Genomic DNA, 20,163 nt, shown 5'->3' on the forward strand with positions numbered 1-20,163 from the left:
CATGCTGAAAAATCTGACTCTTCTGGGCGCAGTACCAGCTATGAGATAGAGCTCACCTAATTTCTACGGAATTGACATCCTACACCAGTTGATAATTGTGGATCATATTGCTCATAGCCTTTGAGCTTGCCTTCATTCACTTTACTCTGCCAATTAGATAACGTTTGCATCTCTATTCCGAGCTACTGAGCAGTTGCACTCAAGTTACGATTGTTGTCTGCTATCTTTTTGACAGTTTCTGCTACAAATTGAGTGCCATGTTATGCCCTTTTAATGCCATAAATCTGATATCGTTCTCTTAGGCTTATATGCGTGTAGCTCACGGTTGCAATCTTGCTTTGGCAGTGGATAATGATTTTGAGGTTGGGGCATCTAGGCCTATTCTTTATCTACTCAGCCAAATATTTACAACCGTCCATTATGGCTACGTTTGATGCCAGCATAATTTCTGATGCACCATCCAATATTTTTTTTAATGACAATCAAAGGAGATTTATATGAAAGCGGCACGTTTTTATGACAAAGGCGATATTCGTATTGAAAATATTCCAGAGCCTACTGTAGAGTCGGGTACCGTTGGAATCGATGTCGCTTGGTGTGGCATCTGTGGTACTGACTTGCATGAGTTTATGGAAGGTCCTATTTTCATTCCCCCTTGCGGTCATCCTCACCCCATCTCAGGAGAGTCTGCCCCAATCACTATGGGTCATGAATTCTCAGGCGTCGTTTATGCTATCGGTGAAGGTGTTGATGATATTGAGATCGGTCAGCATGTTGTGGTTGAACCATATATTATTGCCGATGATGTTTCTACCGCGCCTGGTGAGAATTATCACTTATCAAAAGATATGAACTTCATTGGTCTTGGTGGTCGCGGTGGTGGTTTGTCTGAAAAAATTGCGGTCAAGCGCCGCTGGGTACATCCTATCTCTAATAAAATCCCATTAGATCAAGCAGCCTTGATTGAACCGTTAGCCGTTGGCTATCATGCTTTTGTGCGCAGTGGTGCCAAAGCAGGTGATGTTGCTTTGGTTGGTGGCGGTGGTCCGATTGGATTGTTATTGGCTGCAGTTTTAAAAGCCAAAGGCATTACCGTCATTCTCACTGAATTGAGTGCCAAGCGCAAAGAGAAGGCTAAAGAAAGTGGGGTTGCCGATTACATTTTAGATCCGACTGAAGTAGATTTGACTGAAGAAGTCATGAAGCTTACAGATAACCGCGGTGTGGACGTGGCCTTTGAATGCACCAGCGTCAATAAGGTATTGGACTCACTGGTTGAACTTACTAAACCTACTGGTGTGGTTGTGATTGTCTCTATCTGGAGCCACCCAGCTTCCGTAAATGTACATAGCGTAGTCATGAAGGAGCTCGATGTACGTGGGACTATTGGTTATGTAAACAATCATCAAGAAACCATCAAATTGGTCGAAGATGGCTTAGTGAACCTTGAGCCCTTTATTACTCAACGTATCAAATTGGATGATTTGATTGCTAAAGGCTTTGAGACTTTAATTCACAACAATGAATCAGCAGTGAAAATTATTGTGAACCCAAACCTGTAAACGGTAAGGCAAGGGGATATCTGGCTAGCTAGGGGGTTTTAATCCGCACGTTAGAATCAACCAAATCTCAAGTTGCCCAAATTTACCTAGGAAACCTTAGACACACGGTGACACTCCTAAAGCGATTTAAAGTACTTGTGCCAATTGATTATGACGGTACCTAAAGATTTTACCAGAATCATAGCGAAGGACTAAACAAAACAAAACCTCTGGGAGTTGACTCCCAGAGGTTTTGTTTGTCATACAGACAAGGTTTTTAATATCTGGTTCTTCGTTAAATTGGTTAGGCTTTTCTTGTCATCATTTAGCATAAGCATTTCAATTATTTCGAAGTTAGCACTTAGTACATCTTCATAAGACGCTAAGCTTACGACGATCCTGGGGTTGTTCACTATGAACACCGCTATAGTCGTCAGATGCAAGGTTTTGCAGGCGGTACTGAGAAGCAGCAAATCATCGCAAGTCTCTTAAAAGGTGACCATAGCTATTTTGAAATACAGGTCGTGGCTAAGTGCTCGAGTAAGCTGATTGCTGAGATGCCTCAAGAATTAAAGAGTGCTTATGAGCAGTAACTATCTACCTATCACTATAAAAAAGCGCCTAATTTCAAATCAGGCACTTTTTTTAAGCTGTCATATCCTTACTTAATAATGATAACGGCACTGAACGATAATAATCGCATCATCTTGAACTTCATAAACCAGTCTATGCTCTTGATCAATACGACGAGACCAGTAGCCTGCAAGGTCGTGTTTGAGCGGCTCAGGTTTGCCAATACCCTCAAATGGGTCACGTTTGATGGCTTTGATCAGCTTACCGATCTGTTTAACTTTGTCTTTACTAGTTTTTTGCCAGTATTCATAGTCCTCCCACGCGTCTGCTGTCCAAGATAATATCAAGCGTCTACCTCGTCATCAAAAGTGAGGGGTATATCTTTGCTATCAATCTCACGTTCAATAAAGCGACCAGCTTTAGCATCAGCAATAGAGCGTCTGAGACGCTTGGCATTGGTAGTGCTTCTTAAAAGATGCAGTGTTTCCTCATACGAGTTAAACTCTTCTAGACTCATCAATACTGTCGGTTTGGCGTTTTGTCTGGTAATGAGTATCGGGCCTTTATCCGTATCTACCTTATCGATATATTTGGCTAAACTCTTTCTAAAATCAGTGTAGTTCACAACGTCCATAATAGTTACTCCATATTTAATTATGTTGGTTATATGATCTATCATTATAGATTAATTACCGCTCTAGTATACACTATATATGTACTTATTTCTGTACATATATAAGGGAAGAGCAAAGGGATGCTTTGATATCTGTTTATGTATACCTTTTAAAACGTACGTATGAAAGCTGACATATTTACCTTGTTTTAAATTGTTTGATGCATTTGCCGCATTATATTATCGACAGAACCAGAGTTTACTTAAATACTTAAATACTTAAATACTTAAATACTTAAATACTTAAATACTTAAATACTTAAATACTTAAATACTTAAATTGTCTGAAAAGTCTAACGCTTATTGTCAAGTTAGGGCGTGTGCTCATTTTAAAAATGGTGATAAAAATGAGATAAATTGTGGCCAAACAAAGAAAATAGTGCAGTTAATATCGGGATATTAACCAGCTATTTGACGAAGTTTGGCCATTTTTAGACCATTTAGATGTCTATCGATTGAATTGAGGACACGCCCTAGTACCTTTCAAATCTTCAATTATAGAATGTTGAGCTTCCGAAAACATTAGGACATTTCGAATAAATCTAAATTACATCTAAGATATCGGAGGCAATTTTTTCGAATCAGGATATGTGATTAAAATCTACAAAATTAACCACTATGTATCTGATAGCATTGTGTCTATAAAAAGCCTAGATTAACACACCAAGTGCAACGCTAATTAATGGAATAAAACACCTAGTTTGGCGTTTAATTTGTCTTCAATATTTTGCACCTCATCATCAGATACTTGTCTAAAATCACATCCTTTAGGCAAGTACTCTATAATCAAGCCATTGGTATTTTCGTTTGTTCCTCGTTGCCATGAGGCATAAGCATCAGCAAAGTAGAACCCACTATAGAGTCTTTGCTTAATAGCTTTATGATCCGCAAATTCCTTGCCATTATCGGATGTAATCGTCTTAACGTGTAGTCTCACTGGAGTTAGCATAACTACCATCGCATCCGCGACCAGATGAGCACTCTTTTTAGTCACTCGCTTCATCTTAACCAAACCTGTCTTTCGCTCTACTACTGTCACGATAGCTTGTTTGTGGTTTTGACCAATGATGGTGTCCGCTTCCCAATCACCGATGCGAGATCGCTCTTTTACTACATGAGGGCGCTCATGAATTGAGATCCTGTCATTAATACGCCCACGAGTCTCAGTGGTAAGCCTTTGACGATAGGGTTTGGCTTTGCGTCTTAAATATTGCCATAGCGTGCCGCCTTGCCTCTTATCAGTCCATAAGTAACGATAGATACTCATGTGACTGACTCCACTATGAACGCCTGCTATTTGCTCAGGACTCCACTGCAGTTTAAGCTTAGTCACGACCCAGTCCCAGACGTTTAAAATGATGGTGAAGGCATTATTTGCTCGCCTCGCTTTAGCTGTTTTGTCTGCATGCTTTGCTCGGTACCCTCGTAGGCTTTTATTGCGTCTAAGCTCTCTTGATATGGTGCTTGGACTTCTGCCTAACGCCCCTGCTATAAACTTAATACTATGTTGTGCCCCTCTAAGGGCATAAATCTGATATCGTTCCCCTAGGCTTAGATGTGTATAGTTCATGGTTGCAATCTCACTTTGGCGGTGGATAGTAGCTTTGATGCTAGCGCATCTAGGCCTACTTTTCACCTGCTCTTTGATATTGCACTTCATGTGTTAATCTAAGTTTATTATTAAATGACTATAATTGACTACTACAGTCGCTACAAAAACAATGCAAACTTGAAGCTTGTAAAGGATATACCCATTGTCTTAGAATGGCATTGTTAACGATAATGTCTATTTTGTTAAGTATTCTTTCTAAAATCTTTTAAACTGATGTTTTAAGTTAGCACACCTCCTTAATTATAAATGTTACCTATGCATCATCAGCATGCTGGTAATACGATGACCCTATCATGTCTACTAAGCGCCACAAGCTTGTTTTACGATATTCATCACCGATAACGATGTGGTTCGGCATGTTGGTCGCATGTTTTGCTTGGATCATGCACATCACGCTGTTGCTCACACCTCTATGGAATGATAATGCCCACTTAGGTCATGGTATCTGTGCAGAGCTTGCACCGATTGTATCGGCAGCCAAACAGTATGAGCAAATACAGACTGATATTGCGCAAACGAATCACAACATACCCATTGATAGTGCCGCTCGTCATTTCCTTCATCATAATGCATCCTTATCTTTAGCATCGCCTGCGACCGTTAAGCCAGTCATAACGGTTGATGCTGCACCTTTACAGGAAGCCTTATATAGCAAAGATAAGATTGAAAGCTCTGAATCTAACCCTGATGCCGTAAAATACAGTGGCTGCGACCTTTGCACTGCCATGTCTGCGGCACTATTGCCAGTCGCTTTTACACATACTGACTCGGCTTTGATTGAGCTATCTACTGTCTCAGTCACTTTTTTGTATCGCTCACATACCTACTCTCCTAGTAATTTTTTACGACCCCTCGCACGCGCTCCACCATCAGACACACCCATATAATCATCCATATTTATAGTCAAATATTTTTAGAGCATTAATGACAATGTTCTCAATCAACGCGCTCATTTGACGCTCTGATTGAGGCACTTGTACCTATTTGCCTAAAATACTGTACTCAAAATACTATCTATTTATATCGGAAAATATTCGGTAAGTGCCTACTCTAAGCCCATAAATAGCTTGGCTTACATTGCAGTTTGGTAAAAAACTGAATAACCGATTTCATAAAATATTTTTGCAAATTTCTGGGAAAATAAGATGTCATCTTCATCAATGAACGCTGTACCTATTTTAAAACTAAGTGTTTTAGCCTTGTCTTTATTGCATATCAGTAGCGCTTATGCCGATTCTACAACCGTAAAGGCGTATATGCATACTACGGATGATGAGCCACATATCCGATTGCCAGAAATCGTCGTTTATGCGACAGCAGCGGATAAGCCATCTAGTACCGATGCACTTGGAACAGCAGCCAGCCTTAATCGAAAATTTATTAGCAGCAAACAAGTGGCAAGCAGTGATACGGCCACTATACTGACAAAAATACCCGGTCTGAATGTACAAAGTGCCGGTGGCATCTCAAACTTGCCCGTGATGAGAGGCTTGGCGGACAACCGTCTGCGTATCTTAGTGGATGGCGTTGACTCAATCGCCTCTTGTCCGAACAGTATGAACTCACCCTTGTCTTATATTGCGCCAAGCGCTATAGACAAGACCACCGTTTATGCAGGTGTGACGCCTGTGAGTGTCGGTGGTAATAGTATTGGCGGTACTATCGCTGTCGAAACAGCAGAGCCTATCTTTTCAACGGATAGCGACATACTAACTTCAGGTGAAATTGGCACATTTTATCGTAGTAATGGTGACGCCTATGGGGCTAACTTGTCGACCACAGCGGCAAACGATCAGCTTAGCCTCACCTATAAAGGCAGCTTCGCACAGGCAGATAACTATAAAGCTGGTGGTGATTTTAAATCTTATACCCAAACAGGTAACCCTAATAAAACATTAGCGAAAGACGAAGTTGGTTCAACCGCTTATGAAAGCAAAAATCAGTCATTAGACATTGCTTATAAGAGTGGCAATCATCTGCTACAAGGAACTTATCTGTGGCAAAACGTCCCAAAAGAGCTATATCCAAATCAGCGGATGGACATGCTCGACAATCAGCTTGACCGCATTAATTTGCGTTACAAAAGCGAGTTAAATTGGGGGCAGTTAGAAGCACAGGCCTATCATGAAAAAGTCGATCACTATATGAACTTTGGAGACGACAAACAGTTCTTATATGGCGCCGCCACAGGCATGCCTATGAATACTAATAGCAAGACTATTGGAGCCAATATTAAAGGTATTATCGATTTAACCAACCAAGGCACGATCAATATAGGTGCTGAATATCAAGACTATAACCTTGATGACACATGGGCGGCATCTGGCGACAGTATGATGTCGCCAAATGACTTTCAAAATATCAACAATGGTCAACGTCAGCGTATCGGTATCTATGGCGAGTGGGAAAAAGCCATCTCTTCTGAATGGACGACCCAGCTTGGTGCGCGCTATGAAAACGTACGTACCAGTGCTGATGAAGTACATGGCTATCAAATCGGTGGTCAAAACAATATGACCAATCAGCTGCGAGATAGCGCTAACTTTAATGCCAGTGACCGCCAAACCACCGATAACAACTTTGATATTACTGCACTCGCACGCTACGACATTGATTCACAAAAAAATCTAGCCTTAGGTCTGTCGCACAAAGAACGCACGCCAAGCTTATATGAACGCTATACCTGGTCCACTTGGAAAATGGCGGCCATCATGAATAATACCGTTGGTGACGGTAATGGCTATTTTGGTGATCCTAATCTACGCCCAGAAAAATCCAACACCCTATCTGCCACCTTAGACTGGCGCGGTGCTGATGATAGCTGGGGCGTTAAAGCCACGCCTTACTATTCAAAAATTGATGACTATGTCGATGCCATACAGTGGAACCCCATGGCAAACACAGCAGCTAGCACTCAAACAGCGAATCAATATAATGTGCTTCGCTATACCAACCAAGATGCTGAGATATATGGCATAGATATCTCAGCCAATCGGGAGCTGGCAGCAAATGCTTGGGGGTACTGGAATATGGTAGGCTCCTTAAGCTATACCAAAGGGAAAAATAAAGACAGCGGCTCAGACTTATATAACATCATGCCATTCAATGGCAGTGTTGCCCTGAATCGGGAAAATAACGGTTGGACAAACCAAATCGAAGTGGTGGGCGTCGCGGCTAAAAATGATATCTCAACCCCTCGCAACGAAATTAAAACGGCGGGTTATGGTCTCTTAAATCTCAGTACAGGCTATCAGTTTAAAGAGGTAGCGATTGAGGCTGGTATCGATAACGTATTCGATAAAAACTATGCCCTACCTCTAGGGGGCGCATACATGGGTCAAGGCAAAACCATGTCGATGAATGGCGAAATAGGCAACGGTTCTAACTGGGGTACTGCCGTCCCTGGCGCGGGACGATCATTGTATGTGGGTGTCAACTATAAGTTTTAGGTGTCATTAAGATAGGTCATTAACTGACTATCATAACGACTAAACCTTCAACGGATTTTATTTATTTTATATCTTAGGAAGCACCTTCATGACTATGGCACTATTAATTGCAGCATTCTTAATGGGATTTTTTGGTTCGCCGCATTGCTTAGGTATGTGTGGCGGTATCGTCACCGCATTCGGACTATCGATAAAAGAAACCAGTCCAGCAAAAAAACGCGGCCTCATTGCAACTTACCATTTGGGGCGCTTACTCAGTTATGCCCTATTGGGCTTAATTGCTGGAGTGATTGGCACCACTGTATTAACCCCTCTGATGGTTGGCAATAGCACACCTCGCATTCTACTAGGGTTGGTCTTGGTATTTGTAGGATTAACCATGCTAGGGTTGCCTTTTTTAAATAGGCTTGAACGTCTTGGTATGCATTTTTGGCAAGCTCTATCACCTCTGCGGCAGAAAGTATTTCCCTTAAACACTTTTCCTCGAGCATTAACAGCAGGTTTATTATGGGGATTTTTACCCTGTGGTCTCGTTTATGGCGCATTACTTATTGCGGTCGTCGGTCATGACCCGCTCACAGGTGCCGTATTAATGTTTGTCTTTGGTCTAGGAACCGTACCCATGCTCGTCGCCACGCACGGAACGGTCAACTGGATGCGCAATCAAATCGGGCGTTTACGCCTAAGACAAGTGAATGGCGCAATCATGATGCTATCTGGCTTAGCCGTCATAGCGGTGCCGATGGTCATGGCCAATATGCATGGTGGACACGGGCAAATGAATCATGAGCAAATGAATCATGAGCAAATGAATCATGAGCAAATGAATCATGAGCAAATGAATCATGAGCAATAAAAACGTCTCTCATGTACATAGGAGGCAATGATATTTTAAATTATGGATAGGGCATTTTTAGCGTGCCCTATTTTTTTATCTGCTAATGCGCCAACCTCTGAACTTAGCAAAGAAACCCTTAAGTCTTTCAGAAAAATTCAAAGCCTCCAATTCTGTTACCTCCTCGACATGATGACGAGCCGCCAGTATCGGCTGCTGCACCAATCTTTCGTGATGATCAAAAGCACGATCCAGACTGATACTCATGATAGAGAAGTTGGTCGGCCGTGGTAGACAACGATATACCTGACCTTTATTAATTAAATCAATGACCATATGGGCATCTTTGAATTCAGTCAACATAAGAACCATCAAATCTGGCTGGATGTTTTTTAAGGCATAAACAATGGGGGTAATATTTTCTTTATTGAGCGTCGAATCCGTAATCGTGACGCCAAAGCGTTTCTTTTGTAATAACTTTGCTGCCTGTTCAAGGTTACTGGCCCAACTCACAGTATAAGCACTCTTAAAGTGACTTTTTATTTGCTGATAGACGCTCTCGTCGTCATCTAACACCAATATATTACGATTGCTACCAGTACTGCCACCACTAACTTGTTGAGTATCATTACCTTGCATAGTGTTTTGGATGGTTTCTTGAGTTTGCTGAGCTATTTCTGTGGCTTTATTGACGATTTGTTTAAGCTCATCATTCTGCCATGGCTTTGTAATATAACGATAAATTTCGCCCTCATTCACAGAGTCAATCACTGCATTCAAATCAGCATAACCGGTCAGCAAAATACGCAGCGTATTTGGTGAGGCCGCTTTGATATCACGTAACACTTCTGTACCTTGCTTATCTGGCATGCGTTGGTCGCTGATGACCACTTGCACATCATGCTCGCTAACATACTTCATCAATTCGCTAGCATCAGTGGTGATAAATACATCATGTGACTGGCGAAAATGCATTTTTAAACTGCGTAAAATGCGTGGCTCATCATCAATAAAAGCGATTTTTGGTTTTTGCATGACGCTCTCTTTAAATAAGTGATTGGAAGTCTCTCAACTTTCAAATAAAGCTTGTGAAGGTTTAGGTTCATGAGCGCTAGACTGTATCGGTAGCGTGAGGGTAAATGTCGTGCCCTCCCCAACTATTGAGCTAACCTCAATGCGTCCATCATGTTGCTCCATAATTTGTGCCGTAATGGCCAATCCCAATCCTGTGCCATCGCCTGCTTTTTTGGTGGTAAAAAACGGCTCAAAGATATGATTTAAAACATCCTCTTTGATACCAGATCCATTGTCTATAATGCGTACCACAACATGTTGCTGCGCCTTATCAACAGACGACGTGACTTGTAATGTCCCTTTATGATCACTCGGTATGGCCTGGGCGGCATTATTAAATAGGTTTAATAGTACTTGGTTGATTTGCGAAGGATTACATTGAATCAGCGGCAGCTCTACTAGATTGGTTTCGACGTCTAGAGTTTTTAAATTATTGCGCGCCATAATCAATGAGGTATTGATGCAATCATTGATATCGACATCTTTTACCTTAGATTCATCAATTCGAGAAAAGTCGCGCAAGCTGACGACCAGCTCGGCAATCTGATCGACGCCGTAAAGTCCATCTTTAATCAAATCGGCCAAATCCTCACTGATCTCATCTTCTTTAATTTCCTCGCAGCACTGCAAGGTCTCCTCTATCAATTGAGTCACTTGCGCTTGGTCAGTCTCTGGTTCTTTTAACGCATGCAATAATTGATCAGTATGTTGTAGCAACTCATCAAAACGCATAAGGTTATCGCCAACCAATTCCATGTTACTACGCACGTAGCCTAGCGGCGTGTTGACCTCATGCGCCACACCTGCCACCATTTGGCCAAGGGTAGCCATTTTTTCAGAACGCACCAGATGCACTTGTGAGGCTTTTAACTCATCCATGGCTTGCTGTAAATCTTGTGTGCGGGCGGCGACTTGTTTTTCTAGATGAACATTGATTTCAGCAAGTGCGCCTTCATTCTCGACGACGCGATCAATCAATTGATTGGTCTGCTCACTAATAACTTGAATCTCACTGACATTTGAATGAGGAAGTTTGTGCGCGCTTAATTGTTGATATTTTTTTTGCTCAATTAACACCCCCATGTCAGCCACTGACTGTGCCATGTGCTTTAGCGGCCGCGTAAAGTAGCGACGAAATACCCATGCGGTCAACAACAAGATAGGAATGAAGCCCAACAGCATGGCTTGAATCAGTTTATTAGACAGGGCATTTGCCACGCTCATCAGGTCATTATCAGGCTTGACGATAACCATCTTCCAATATGTAAACGGCATGCGAAAAACAAAGGCGGTGGCGGGCTGCTGCAACAAAAAGTCATTGGGCACAGCGATGGTGTCGACCAAATGACTGTCTACCAAATTAAACGTTTGATCGATATTTAACAGCAATAATGCTGAGAGCAATTTGGACTCTTGCTCGCTGATTTTATTCAGATTGGTCGTACTTAGAATACTACGAGCAGCGAGCGTATAGCGGCTTTCATCTTTAGTTACTGCCTCGTCTATCAGTGTCTGATTAATACTATCTAGACTGTCCGCAATAGGGGCAAAGCTAGGGTTACTCTCAGCTAACTGCCGTGCCGTTACGACCTGGCCCTGACCGCTATCTTTAGTTGCGTGCATGACCATCGACTGATCTGGAAAGGTCAAAAACCGATTGTCCAAGTCTACTAAAAAGACATAACCACCGAGCTTATCTTGCCACTTTTTCATCGCCTCACCGAGGTTGTCTAATAGCAGATTAAAACTTACAACCCCATCAAAAGCTTGATTGCGACTGTCATACAAAGCCTTGGCGCAAGTCATCATCGGCTGATTACTCATTGGATCGACATAGGCACGACTCCAAACACAGTGGTCATGACGCGCGTACATTGCAGGAATGTACCACCAATCACGATAATAGGGATTGGGAGTTTGGCGCGCTTGATTGTAACGCACTAATGGCTGCATGCTACCTGACTCATCACGTGCCCATACAAACGACTGGCGCTCTCGGCCCTGAGCGTACATGTTGGGGTCAAACCACACGCCGCCGCCTACAATGCGTTGATCCGTTTGTTGCATGAGATTGCCAAAGGTTTCTTTATAAAGGGCGTCTTCTTTTGGTAAGCCACCAGCCATCGTACTGGTGGCTTTGGCCAATCCGTCGACATGATTGATACTCGCCATAATGCTATTGATGGCTTCGTTACCTGTTTCAACCACTGTCTCTGAGGTCATCTCCAGTATGCGCGGCTTAGCTTGGGTTTCGATGACCCAGTACACCAGCAAAATAATGAGTAAAAAAGCCAATGTTAAAATAATCAGTATACGGGTGGAGATACTACCAAACCGATCAACAACCTTCATAAACACACCTGATATCTATGCGCTAACTGTTATCAACAAATCAGTGAATGACTAAAGATATGAGTGATACGCAACCGCTATTTATAGTGAGCTCAAGAATACGATGCCGTTATGACAATATGATGACAATAATCGTGTTTGACCGTATGTTTGCTATTGCCTCGTTATTCGCGGCAGCCATATGATCTCTTCATTATTTATTCCTGCGACTTTTTTTAGCATAAACGACACTCCTCTTATGGGGAGCATATGTCAGGCTGAACCACCCCGGGATTATCGGAGACTTAACATTCTGAGAAAATACAACAATGAAAAAACAAACCTACACTCCCAAGATTAAAGAACGTGCCGTTTGGATACTAATAGAAGCGGCAGGAGATTATCCCTCCACATGGTCAGCCATTCCTGCCTCAGTACAAACGCAAAGCCAAGAACAACGTATTAAAGAGCCTGAACGTGAAAATAAAGATCTCAAGCAAGCCAACAAAAAAAAGCATCAGCTTTGCGTATAATTTTGTTGGCTTGCTTGAGTGAGCTATGCTGCAGAAACCATAGAGATAAACTCAGCTTTGTTTCTCCAGTTTGATAAGGTTTGCATGGCGATGCATAGCTGCTCTGCAGCCGCTAAGATATTCCCGATGTTCTCTGCTGTTTTCTTAACAGCTTCAGTTTTAAATTCTGTGCTGTAAGTTCTGATTTTCTTAGTCATAGTAAACTCTGACTAATAAGCTTAGTTTACAAATTCTACTTGTACGGTTTCTTCAGCATAGCTCAGTAGTTTGACTTTTACCGTCAAACTGCGTAATTAAAATCTCCCAAGTTTAATTGTACAGATTTGACAGCAGGGCCATAGTACTTATCTATTACATCCCCAAACCGATCTTTAGAACTCCTTTAGTATAGATCCATAAGAAAAAAGAGGGGGTAGTGAATTACTCTTTAGAGTAATTTTATCGAGGTAAAGCATTACCTAATATGTTCCTTGTGAGTTGAATACTTTTATTCAATAAAGTACAGGGAGTACTGATTATGAAAATAATGATTCACGGTAATTTGGCGTTAGCAGCATATGGGCTATTATTAAGCTCTCCTGTATTAGCGTTTGAATTTGAAAACGGACCAGTCCATGTTCAACTTGAAAGCAATATCAGCGCTGGTATTGGTTGGTCAACAGATGACCCTGACCCCTCTTTAATTGGTGTAGGCAATGGTGGAACGGCATCTACCCTATCTTCTGATGATCACCGTCTCAACTTCGAAAAAGGTGATAGTTACACACAAGTCATTAAAGGAATGCATGATCTAAAATTAGACTATAAGAATATAGGTTTATTTGCACGCGGTAAGTGGTGGCACGATATTGAGCAAGAGAATCATTCACAGCGTTTATATGATATTAGTAATGAAGGTCGTGACTCTCACGCCCAGACGTCAGGTATCGAGTTATTAGATGCTTATGGCTTTGCTCGTTGGAAAGTGAATGAGCTAGATGGTGAAATTCGTGTCGGTAATCAGGTGGTTACTTGGGGTGATGATGATTATACTCATGCTTTAAACGACCTATACGCTTACGATGGTAATGCCTACCGTCGACCTGGTTCGATTTTAGAAGAGTCTCTTATACCTGCGCCAATGATTAAGCTCACTCAAGAATTAAGCCCTAATATCGATATCGACTTATTTTACCAATCTAAATGGCAAAATACGGTTTTAAGTAATTGTGGTACTTTCTTCTCAACGACAGATGTCGCTCAACTTGGATGTAATACAGGTAATCTTATCTACGGCAGCGATTTTCGACCAAACGATCCAGATTACCTCTACATTCCCCGCTTAGAAAACAATACTCCTAAAGACGGTGGCGAATATGGTGTAGCCTTAGGTTTCAGCAACCCTGCCATTAAAAACACTAAATTCAATTTATATGCTACTCGCTATCATAGTCGGTCTCCCTATTATAGTGTAATAACTAGTAGCATTCTGGATGTAAAAGACCCGCTGTTTGATAATGACTTAGTTGGCAATTCACCTATGGCTGGCTACAAAATGGAATACCCTGAGAATGTAGAATTATATGCCGCTACCTTTAAAACAGAATTAGCAGATGGCACTACCAAATTTTCTGGTGAGTTGAGTATACGTCCTAATATGCCATTACAGATTAATAGTACTGATTTGACCTACACAGCTTTGGGTGTCGATAGTATTTCTCAGGAAATTATCGGTAAGCCGATCAGTCCTACGGTGATCCAAGGCAAAGGTAGCATAGCAGAGGACACTTATGTTAAGGGTTACGATCGCCTACCCCTGTCTCAAGCTCAGCTTGCTTTTAGTCAGTTCTTACCTGGTGCATTCGGTACAGAATGGTTTTTGTTTAGAAGTGAAATTGCTGGGAATCATATAGGTGACTTAAAGACCGGACCGGGTGCAGTTCGGTTTGGACGCGACTCTCTTTATGGTTATGGTGAAGTAGGAGCTGAAGGAGTTTGTGAGACGCTACTTAATGTAGACAACCCACAATATTGTAATGGCGACGGTTTTTATAGTAAAAACTCTTGGGGTTATCGTGCTGCTCTTATTACACAATTTCCAAATGTAGGAAATACAGGTGTCAATTTACGACCAATGCTGATATGGGGTCATGATGTTAATGGTTGGGGACCTAATTTCAACCAAGGTTCTAAATCTGTTGAGCTTTCTTTGACGGCTCTTTATAAAGATCGTTATGAGGCCACATTAAAAACTAAAAACTATTTTGGTGGTGACTACAACTATCTAGTAGACCGAGACTTTGTCTCATTAAGTATGGGTGTGAAATTTTAATTGGCTACGTAGTTAGCCAACATTTAGTCTGACATATATAACGTGCGGGCTTATTTAACTTCAAGGAAAATTATAATGAAAGTATTAGCAATAGGTGGTGGCGGTAGTATGGGACGTGCTGCGGTACGAACTATGAAAACCTTTGATTTTATAGAGCAAGTAGTACTTGCGGGTATAGACTATGATCGTGCATCTCGTTTTGCATCTTCTTTAGAGGACGAACGTTTTTCTGCTCAGTATCTAGATATTACTAACATTGAAGAGATGCGACTTGCTATTCGAGAGTGTGATGTCGTTATTAACTCGGCAGGACCTTTCTTTCGCTTTGGTGTACCTGTATTACAAGCCGCTATTGATGAAGGTAAGCATTATTGCGATATTTGTGATGATTGGGAACCTACTTTAGAAATGATGGATTTACATCAGCAAGCTGTTGATAAAGGTGTTACAGCAGTTATCGGTTTGGGAGCCAGTCCTGGTATCGCTAATATGCTAGCGATGAAAGCCACCCAACAATTGGATCACGTTGATACCCTATATTCTGCTTGGCGCTTATCCAATGCTCATAATGAAGATGACGGTTTCTTTGAAAAAGGCGAAGCTGCTGCGAGTGCGGATGCAGCCGCGGTACATTTAGTTCATTGTTTAACAGAGAAAATCCCTTTAGTACAAGACGGAGTCGTAGAGGATCACATGCCTTTGGAGAAACGTAGTTTTAATTACCCAGGTTATGGTTCACTAGATTTATGGAGCATTGGTCATCCTGAAGCAGTGACTTTCCCACGTAAATTCCCAGACTTAAAAAATTGTATGAACGGTATGCTTGGCGTTGAAGCTATCATTGATGATCTGCAGACGATATCTAATCATGTACGTGAAGGCTCTATGACTATAGATGCTGCTGCTGCCGCTCTCATGAGTGATGGCGGTCGTGAAAAAAGAAGAGAGCGTTTAAATGAAGTTGAAGAAAGAGATGCTCTAGGTATCGTAGCTTATGCTGAAGGAACAAAAAACGGTCTTCCGCTTCGTGTTGGTGCCACTCTTAAAGCAGTTCCTGCTGGCGGGATGAGTGCAGTGACCGGTATTCCACTGGCTCTGTTTTTACCTTTACTCTTAAATAATAAAATTCAAGGTACTGGTGTGATGTCTCCTGAACAAGCAGTAGACCCTGACGCGTTCTTCGAGCTCTTGGATGGGTTTACAGGCGCACAGGGTTGCGGATTAACAGTAACTTGTGAGTCTGGTATTTAAATCGTGTATTAAAGGTTAAATAAGGAGATCTTGCTATGGATTATTTAAGTTCTCCTAGTACTCTCGATGGTGTCATTGCTCGTCCGCGTTTACTGACGGCTTTAGCGCCAGAAAAAATACTTCAAATTAGGCTGTTGTGCGCTCCAGCTGGGTTCGGTAAGACAGTATTAGCATGTCAGTTCTCTGAATTAGACAGTATTTTTAGAGTGCTAAGAATTTCACTACCCTCTAATCAGCCGTTGACGTCAGCGCTCATCATGACTCGGATTTCGGCAGCTCTAGGGCTGCCGGAAACTGAGGATCACAGGTTATGTGAAGACTTACTTGAAGCTTTAGACGCTTGTTCTAACGCTTTAATTATACTGGATGATTATCGGCCTAGTGCTGATACTGATGATTGGTTACTAGACTTTATACAACAGAGTAGTAGCCAGTGGTTGATAACGGCTCGTCATAAACCAAAGTGGCCTCTTGGCCGACTTTTATTAGAGGGGCAACTAATAGAGTTAAATAGTGAGGATTTAGAGCTCACAGTGCCAGAACTCACTTCTATACTAGCTTTAATGTCTCCTGAAGAAAGCTTCTGTGCTAAAAGCTTATATGATCAAACAAATGGCTGGGTTGCAGGAGTTCGTTTATTTCTTTATGCCCAAACTAGTCGCCAATCTCATACGCAAACCAATCTACACCGTTCTCCATATTTACTCGATTACCTTGATCAAGAAGTATTAGGGTTAATGCCTTTGTCTGATAGACATTTGCTTAACGTTATCGCACATGCCCCATTTATTGATAGTGCGATTTGCTCTGTAATATCTGGAGAAAAGTTCTCATTACAGCAACTGATAGCGAGACAATCCTTTCTACGCACGTTACCAGGTAGTACTAATCGTTTTACTGTATATGAGCCTTTACGCTCGGTATTGAGAGAACGTTACCCTGATGCTAAAAAAGCATTAATTGGTGTGCTCGATTGGCTTGATCTTAGCGAACAAAGCTTAACTTTATTTAGCTATGCTATTAGGGTTTCGGATACTACTCGTGCCGTAAAGGCACTTTCTAAAGTTGCTCTTAATCAACTATTTGCTGAAAACAATCTATCTCTTATTTTATCTGGTCTTAATGAATTAGAAGTAGATGATTTTACTCATCAACCTAAAGCCTTAATCGTTGCAACTCGTTCTTTAATTATGGCTGGTAATTTAGAGTTGGCTGAGTGTTATTTGTCTACTCTTCCAAACCAACAGCAGTGGATTGGCAGCAAATTGGCTATACAAGCTGAGTTGGCCTTGCATAGAGGACAAGCTCAAGAAGCTTGTCATTTGAGTAGTCAGGCTTTGATTGAGCTTAATAAAAATAAAGACTGGACTCAAATGATTCTATGCTTTTCTTGTATGACGCGGGCGCAGTTGGCTTTAGGTCAGTATGAACAAGCTCAACGTCACCAAATGCAAGGATTAGAATTGGCTCGTCTTAAAGACAAGATGCTGCTTGAATGTCAATTATTATTAGATCAAGTGCAAGTTGAAGAGTTAGCAGGTCATTTGCATAGAGCTTTGCAAGTACTAGATAAGCTTAAAGTACTAATTGGTCAAAGTGGCGGTTCTACCCTGCTCAGCGGTTCAGAACGTATACGCCACGGATGGCTATTAATGTTAACAGGTGACGATGACGGTGCTCGACTACCCTTAGAGCAAGGACAAGAGTTATCAATGGCATCTGGCACACCAGTATTTTTTTATAGTTATATCTTATTAGCACAGATAGATGCGCGTAATGGTAATCATGAACAGGCACAGCAGCGACTAGCTGAAGTGCAACGAGCCTTATATGCACGAGGTGTATCAGAGCCGATATATCGTAGTGTACTTATCGTAGGAAAAGCTAGTGTTGAGCTATTAGCCCAACAATACCAACCTGTTATGAATATTTTAGAGCGTCTGTGGCAAAAGTATAATGACCCAACTTCACTTACTCCTCCTAGTTCTACTCCTGAACTGTTTGCGTTGATGAGCTTTTTACATGCTCAGGCTCTAACTTCTCAGGGGTCACTAGATAAAGCCATACAAGTATTAACTCAGGTTTTAGAAAAAGCTGAAGGATTCGGCTTTCAAGTTATTGTGAGTCAAGCTTTGATGGCTCTTGGAAAGGCGCGTCATCAACGTGGTGACATACGGCAAGCCGAACGTATGCTCGCCTCTGCAACGGTTATGGCGATTCGTCAGGGACAAGGCCAGATTCTATTAGAGGGTCATTCTAACTCCGCTATAGCGTTTAATGAGAATCCAAAGACGAAAGTACTCCCTACAACCATCACTGCAAGTACTGAAACACTGCTAAGCCCACGTGAGCATGTTGTTCTAGAACTGATAGCTAAAGGTCATTCAAATGCTGAGATTGCAGAAATTTTATCGATTTCACTTCATACCGTAAAGGCTCATGCGAAGCGTATCAATGCAAAATTTCAGGTTAATAGCCGAGCTTTGGCGGTGGCTAGAGCAAAAACACTAGGTTTGCTGATGTAGACACATAGCTTTTCAATATAACAAGGATTTTAATCTTAGGAGATTCAAAGGATGAATCAAAATCGACTTACAGCATCTGGGTTACCAACTCGCTGGTTTGCTCCTTCATATGGCATGGGGAGTCTTGGACCTGCCATATTCATATTAACACCTCAAATTTTACTGCTTTTTTTCATGACGGAAATTTTAAGCATTCCCCCTGGTGCGGCAGGGTTAGGAATTCTTATTCCTAAAATTTGGGAGTTAGTATTTGATCCTCTACTAGGACGGTGGTCCGATCGTCTTAATACTCGTTGGGGACGACGACGTCCAATTATGGCAGTCGGAGCTATAGTATTCTCGATTGCTTTTGTCATGATGTTTTCGCCACCGAATCTATCAAGTTGGCAATCAACTCTGGCATGGATAGTAGTATTTTATACGCTAACAAGTACAGGATATTCACTATTTACAGTCCCTTATGCGACATTACTCGCAGAAGTTACAGACGATCCGCATACTCGTACGCGAATAGCCGCTTGGCGTAGTGCTATCTTGGCGTTAGGTTTTCTATTAGCAGGAGCAGTAGCTCCTCTGTTAGTCTCAAGTAAAGGTGGCGGGTATGATGGTTATACTTACATGTCCATTATCATTGCTTTAATTGCATTTGCTGGCATGGCTAGCGCTGTGATTGGTACTGGTGGATCTCAGATTAAGCGCTCGCAGTTAAATGTAAAAAGTGGCTCGATTCTAGCTCCTTTTCGGAATCGAGCCTTTAGCTGGTTATGGATAGCTTTTTTAATTCAAATGCTATCAGTCGCGTTAAGCACAGCAATGCTGCCATTTTATAGCAAGTATTGGTTAGGTAATAATCCTGAGACTATCTCTAAATTATTCTTAGGTTTAACTTTATTAACAGTCGCTACCACTTGGTGTTGGACTTGGCTTGCGCGCCGCATCGGTAAGCACAACGGTTTCGTCGTTGCGACTATTCTTTATAGCGCTGCTACAGCGTCACTTTGGCTTGCCATGTATGGTCCTGTCGGATTCTGGTTCGCAGTAATATTATTTGGTATAGCCAATGCTGGTCAGCAATTATTTTGCTTTGCGATTGTTCCGGACATTATTGCGCAACAAAGACAAAAAACAGGTGTTGATGATGAGGGTGCGTTTACTGGTATATGGATTTGGGGCGAAAAAATTGGTTTAGCCTTGGGCGCTGGCTTAGCAGGTCTTATTTTACAAGTGGCTGGCTTTCAGCAAGGTTCTGGAAGTACCGTCATTGAGCAACAATCACCTTCGGCATTGCTAGCAGTAGCATTGTCGGTATCGATATTACCAGGGATAATATGCATACTCTCCTTACCCGCCATAATGCTTTCTAAAAAAAGGGTTATTGTGAACTGACCCCCAAATATTGGACGGTTTAGTTTACCCCAAGGACTGAGTTCTGTATTGCACAGGACTCAGTCCTTT

General features: G+C 41.8%; 16 protein-coding genes and 1 pseudogene. 10 read left to right on the forward strand and 7 right to left on the reverse strand.

The window, feature by feature from the left end; genetic code table 11:
• Positions 1–497: 497 nt before the first annotated feature.
• Together AC2FA3_RS13825 and AC2FA3_RS13830 are read left to right on the forward strand one after the other, a co-directional pair.
• Complete coding sequence (locus tag AC2FA3_RS13825) at positions 498–1,562, forward strand: 2,3-butanediol dehydrogenase (RefSeq protein ID WP_490510084.1); 1,065 nt, start codon at positions 498–500, stop codon at positions 1,560–1,562.
• Between the two features lie 416 nt (positions 1,563–1,978).
• The gene (locus tag AC2FA3_RS13830; RefSeq protein ID WP_490510085.1) at positions 1,979–2,134 is read left to right on the forward strand and encodes a hypothetical protein; all 156 of its coding nucleotides are present in this window, start codon (positions 1,979–1,981) and stop codon (positions 2,132–2,134) included.
• A gap of 72 nt (positions 2,135–2,206) precedes the next feature.
• Here AC2FA3_RS13830 and AC2FA3_RS13835 read toward each other — a convergent pair whose 3' ends face one another.
• The 4 genes from AC2FA3_RS13835 to AC2FA3_RS13850 all read right to left on the reverse strand — a co-directional run bounded on the left by AC2FA3_RS13835 (position 2,207) and on the right by AC2FA3_RS13850 (position 4,784).
• On the reverse strand, positions 2,207–2,461 hold the full coding sequence (locus tag AC2FA3_RS13835; protein WP_201624209.1) for a Txe/YoeB family addiction module toxin: 255 nt from the start codon (positions 2,459–2,461) through the stop codon (positions 2,207–2,209).
• Positions 2,458–2,748 carry a type II toxin-antitoxin system Phd/YefM family antitoxin gene (locus AC2FA3_RS13840; protein WP_490510086.1) on the reverse strand — a complete coding sequence of 97 codons (291 nt, stop codon included), beginning with the start codon at positions 2,746–2,748 and terminating at the stop codon, positions 2,458–2,460. Before AC2FA3_RS13840 ends, AC2FA3_RS13835 begins: the two co-directional genes overlap by 4 nt.
• A gap of 718 nt (positions 2,749–3,466) precedes the next feature.
• Entirely contained in the window at positions 3,467–4,447 is a 981-nt protein-coding gene (locus AC2FA3_RS13845; protein WP_490510087.1) for an IS30 family transposase, read from the reverse strand.
• 205 nt (positions 4,448–4,652) lie between these two features.
• Entirely contained in the window at positions 4,653–4,784 is a 132-nt protein-coding gene (locus tag AC2FA3_RS13850) for a hypothetical protein (protein WP_265088027.1), read from the reverse strand.
• Here AC2FA3_RS13850 and AC2FA3_RS13855 point away from each other — a divergent pair.
• From AC2FA3_RS13855 to AC2FA3_RS13865, 3 genes are all read left to right on the forward strand, one after another.
• Positions 4,783–5,286: a hypothetical protein gene (locus AC2FA3_RS13855; protein ID WP_490510088.1), complete on the forward strand. Its 504-nt coding sequence runs from the start codon at positions 4,783–4,785 to the stop codon at positions 5,284–5,286. The genes AC2FA3_RS13850 and AC2FA3_RS13855 overlap by 2 nt on opposite strands.
• 258 nt (positions 5,287–5,544) lie before the next feature.
• Positions 5,545–7,848 (forward strand): TonB-dependent receptor, encoded by a 2,304-nt coding sequence (locus AC2FA3_RS13860; RefSeq protein ID WP_490510089.1) that lies wholly within the window; start codon positions 5,545–5,547, stop codon positions 7,846–7,848.
• Between the two features lie 88 nt (positions 7,849–7,936).
• Entirely contained in the window at positions 7,937–8,704 is a 768-nt protein-coding gene (locus tag AC2FA3_RS13865; protein ID WP_490510090.1) for a sulfite exporter TauE/SafE family protein, read from the forward strand.
• Between the two features lie 75 nt (positions 8,705–8,779).
• On the opposite strand, the gene AC2FA3_RS13870 is transcribed toward AC2FA3_RS13865, so the two are convergent.
• Together AC2FA3_RS13870 and AC2FA3_RS13875 are read right to left on the reverse strand one after the other, a co-directional pair.
• Positions 8,780–9,718: a response regulator gene (locus AC2FA3_RS13870; RefSeq protein WP_490510091.1), complete on the reverse strand. Its 939-nt coding sequence runs from the start codon at positions 9,716–9,718 to the stop codon at positions 8,780–8,782.
• Between the two features lie 33 nt (positions 9,719–9,751).
• Positions 9,752–12,109, reverse strand: a complete 2,358-nt coding sequence (locus AC2FA3_RS13875) for an ATP-binding protein (RefSeq protein WP_490510093.1) — start codon at positions 12,107–12,109, stop codon at positions 9,752–9,754.
• A 308-nt stretch (positions 12,110–12,417) separates the two neighbouring features.
• On the opposite strand from AC2FA3_RS13875, the gene AC2FA3_RS13880 reads away from it, so the two are divergent.
• Positions 12,418–12,621: a hypothetical protein gene (locus AC2FA3_RS13880; RefSeq protein ID WP_490510094.1), complete on the forward strand. Its 204-nt coding sequence runs from the start codon at positions 12,418–12,420 to the stop codon at positions 12,619–12,621.
• A gap of 53 nt (positions 12,622–12,674) precedes the next feature.
• Here the strand turns inward: AC2FA3_RS13880 and AC2FA3_RS13885 are convergent.
• Positions 12,675–12,818: pseudogene (locus tag AC2FA3_RS13885) on the reverse strand (transposase); the annotation flags it as partial.
• Positions 12,819–13,138: 320 nt separating this feature from the next.
• Between AC2FA3_RS13885 and AC2FA3_RS13890 the strand changes: the two are divergent.
• The 4 genes from AC2FA3_RS13890 (at position 13,139) to AC2FA3_RS13905 (ending at position 20,094) form a co-directional block, all read left to right on the forward strand.
• Positions 13,139–14,932, forward strand: a complete 1,794-nt coding sequence (locus AC2FA3_RS13890) for a DUF1302 domain-containing protein (RefSeq protein WP_490510096.1) — start codon at positions 13,139–13,141, stop codon at positions 14,930–14,932.
• Between the two features lie 75 nt (positions 14,933–15,007).
• Positions 15,008–16,183: a saccharopine dehydrogenase family protein gene (locus AC2FA3_RS13895; protein ID WP_490510097.1), complete on the forward strand. Its 1,176-nt coding sequence runs from the start codon at positions 15,008–15,010 to the stop codon at positions 16,181–16,183.
• A 35-nt stretch (positions 16,184–16,218) separates the two neighbouring features.
• Entirely contained in the window at positions 16,219–18,708 is a 2,490-nt protein-coding gene (locus AC2FA3_RS13900; protein WP_490510098.1) for a LuxR C-terminal-related transcriptional regulator, read from the forward strand.
• A 114-nt stretch (positions 18,709–18,822) separates the two neighbouring features.
• Entirely contained in the window at positions 18,823–20,094 is a 1,272-nt protein-coding gene (locus tag AC2FA3_RS13905; RefSeq protein ID WP_490510101.1) for an MFS transporter, read from the forward strand.
• Positions 20,095–20,163 lie beyond the last annotated feature (69 nt).

This window comes from Janibacter sp. CoH_79_TC_3, assembly GCF_058197955.1.

Bases quoted from the DNA above. Each gene is read 5' to 3' on its own strand.
- AC2FA3_RS13870 (WP_490510091.1), bottom strand. From the start codon at position 9,718: ATGCAAAAACCAAAAATCGCTTTTATTGATGATGAGCCACGCATTTTA.
- AC2FA3_RS13890 (WP_490510096.1), top strand. From the start codon at position 13,139: ATGAAAATAATGATTCACGGTAATTTGGCGTTAGCAGCATATGGGCTA.
- AC2FA3_RS13825 (WP_490510084.1), top strand. From the start codon at position 498: ATGAAAGCGGCACGTTTTTATGACAAAGGCGATATTCGTATTGAAAAT.
- AC2FA3_RS13875 (WP_490510093.1), bottom strand. From the start codon at position 12,109: ATGAAGGTTGTTGATCGGTTTGGTAGTATCTCCACCCGTATACTGATT.
- AC2FA3_RS13850 (WP_265088027.1), bottom strand. From the start codon at position 4,784: ATGATCCAAGCAAAACATGCGACCAACATGCCGAACCACATCGTTATC.
- AC2FA3_RS13845 (WP_490510087.1), bottom strand. From the start codon at position 4,447: ATGAAGTGCAATATCAAAGAGCAGGTGAAAAGTAGGCCTAGATGCGCT.
- AC2FA3_RS13860 (WP_490510089.1), top strand. From the start codon at position 5,545: ATGTCATCTTCATCAATGAACGCTGTACCTATTTTAAAACTAAGTGTT.
- AC2FA3_RS13880 (WP_490510094.1), top strand. From the start codon at position 12,418: ATGAAAAAACAAACCTACACTCCCAAGATTAAAGAACGTGCCGTTTGG.
- AC2FA3_RS13855 (WP_490510088.1), top strand. From the start codon at position 4,783: ATGCACATCACGCTGTTGCTCACACCTCTATGGAATGATAATGCCCAC.
- AC2FA3_RS13900 (WP_490510098.1), top strand. From the start codon at position 16,219: ATGGATTATTTAAGTTCTCCTAGTACTCTCGATGGTGTCATTGCTCGT.
- AC2FA3_RS13895 (WP_490510097.1), top strand. From the start codon at position 15,008: ATGAAAGTATTAGCAATAGGTGGTGGCGGTAGTATGGGACGTGCTGCG.
- AC2FA3_RS13830 (WP_490510085.1), top strand. From the start codon at position 1,979: ATGCAAGGTTTTGCAGGCGGTACTGAGAAGCAGCAAATCATCGCAAGT.
- AC2FA3_RS13905 (WP_490510101.1), top strand. From the start codon at position 18,823: ATGGGGAGTCTTGGACCTGCCATATTCATATTAACACCTCAAATTTTA.
- AC2FA3_RS13840 (WP_490510086.1), bottom strand. From the start codon at position 2,748: ATGGACGTTGTGAACTACACTGATTTTAGAAAGAGTTTAGCCAAATAT.
- AC2FA3_RS13865 (WP_490510090.1), top strand. From the start codon at position 7,937: ATGACTATGGCACTATTAATTGCAGCATTCTTAATGGGATTTTTTGGT.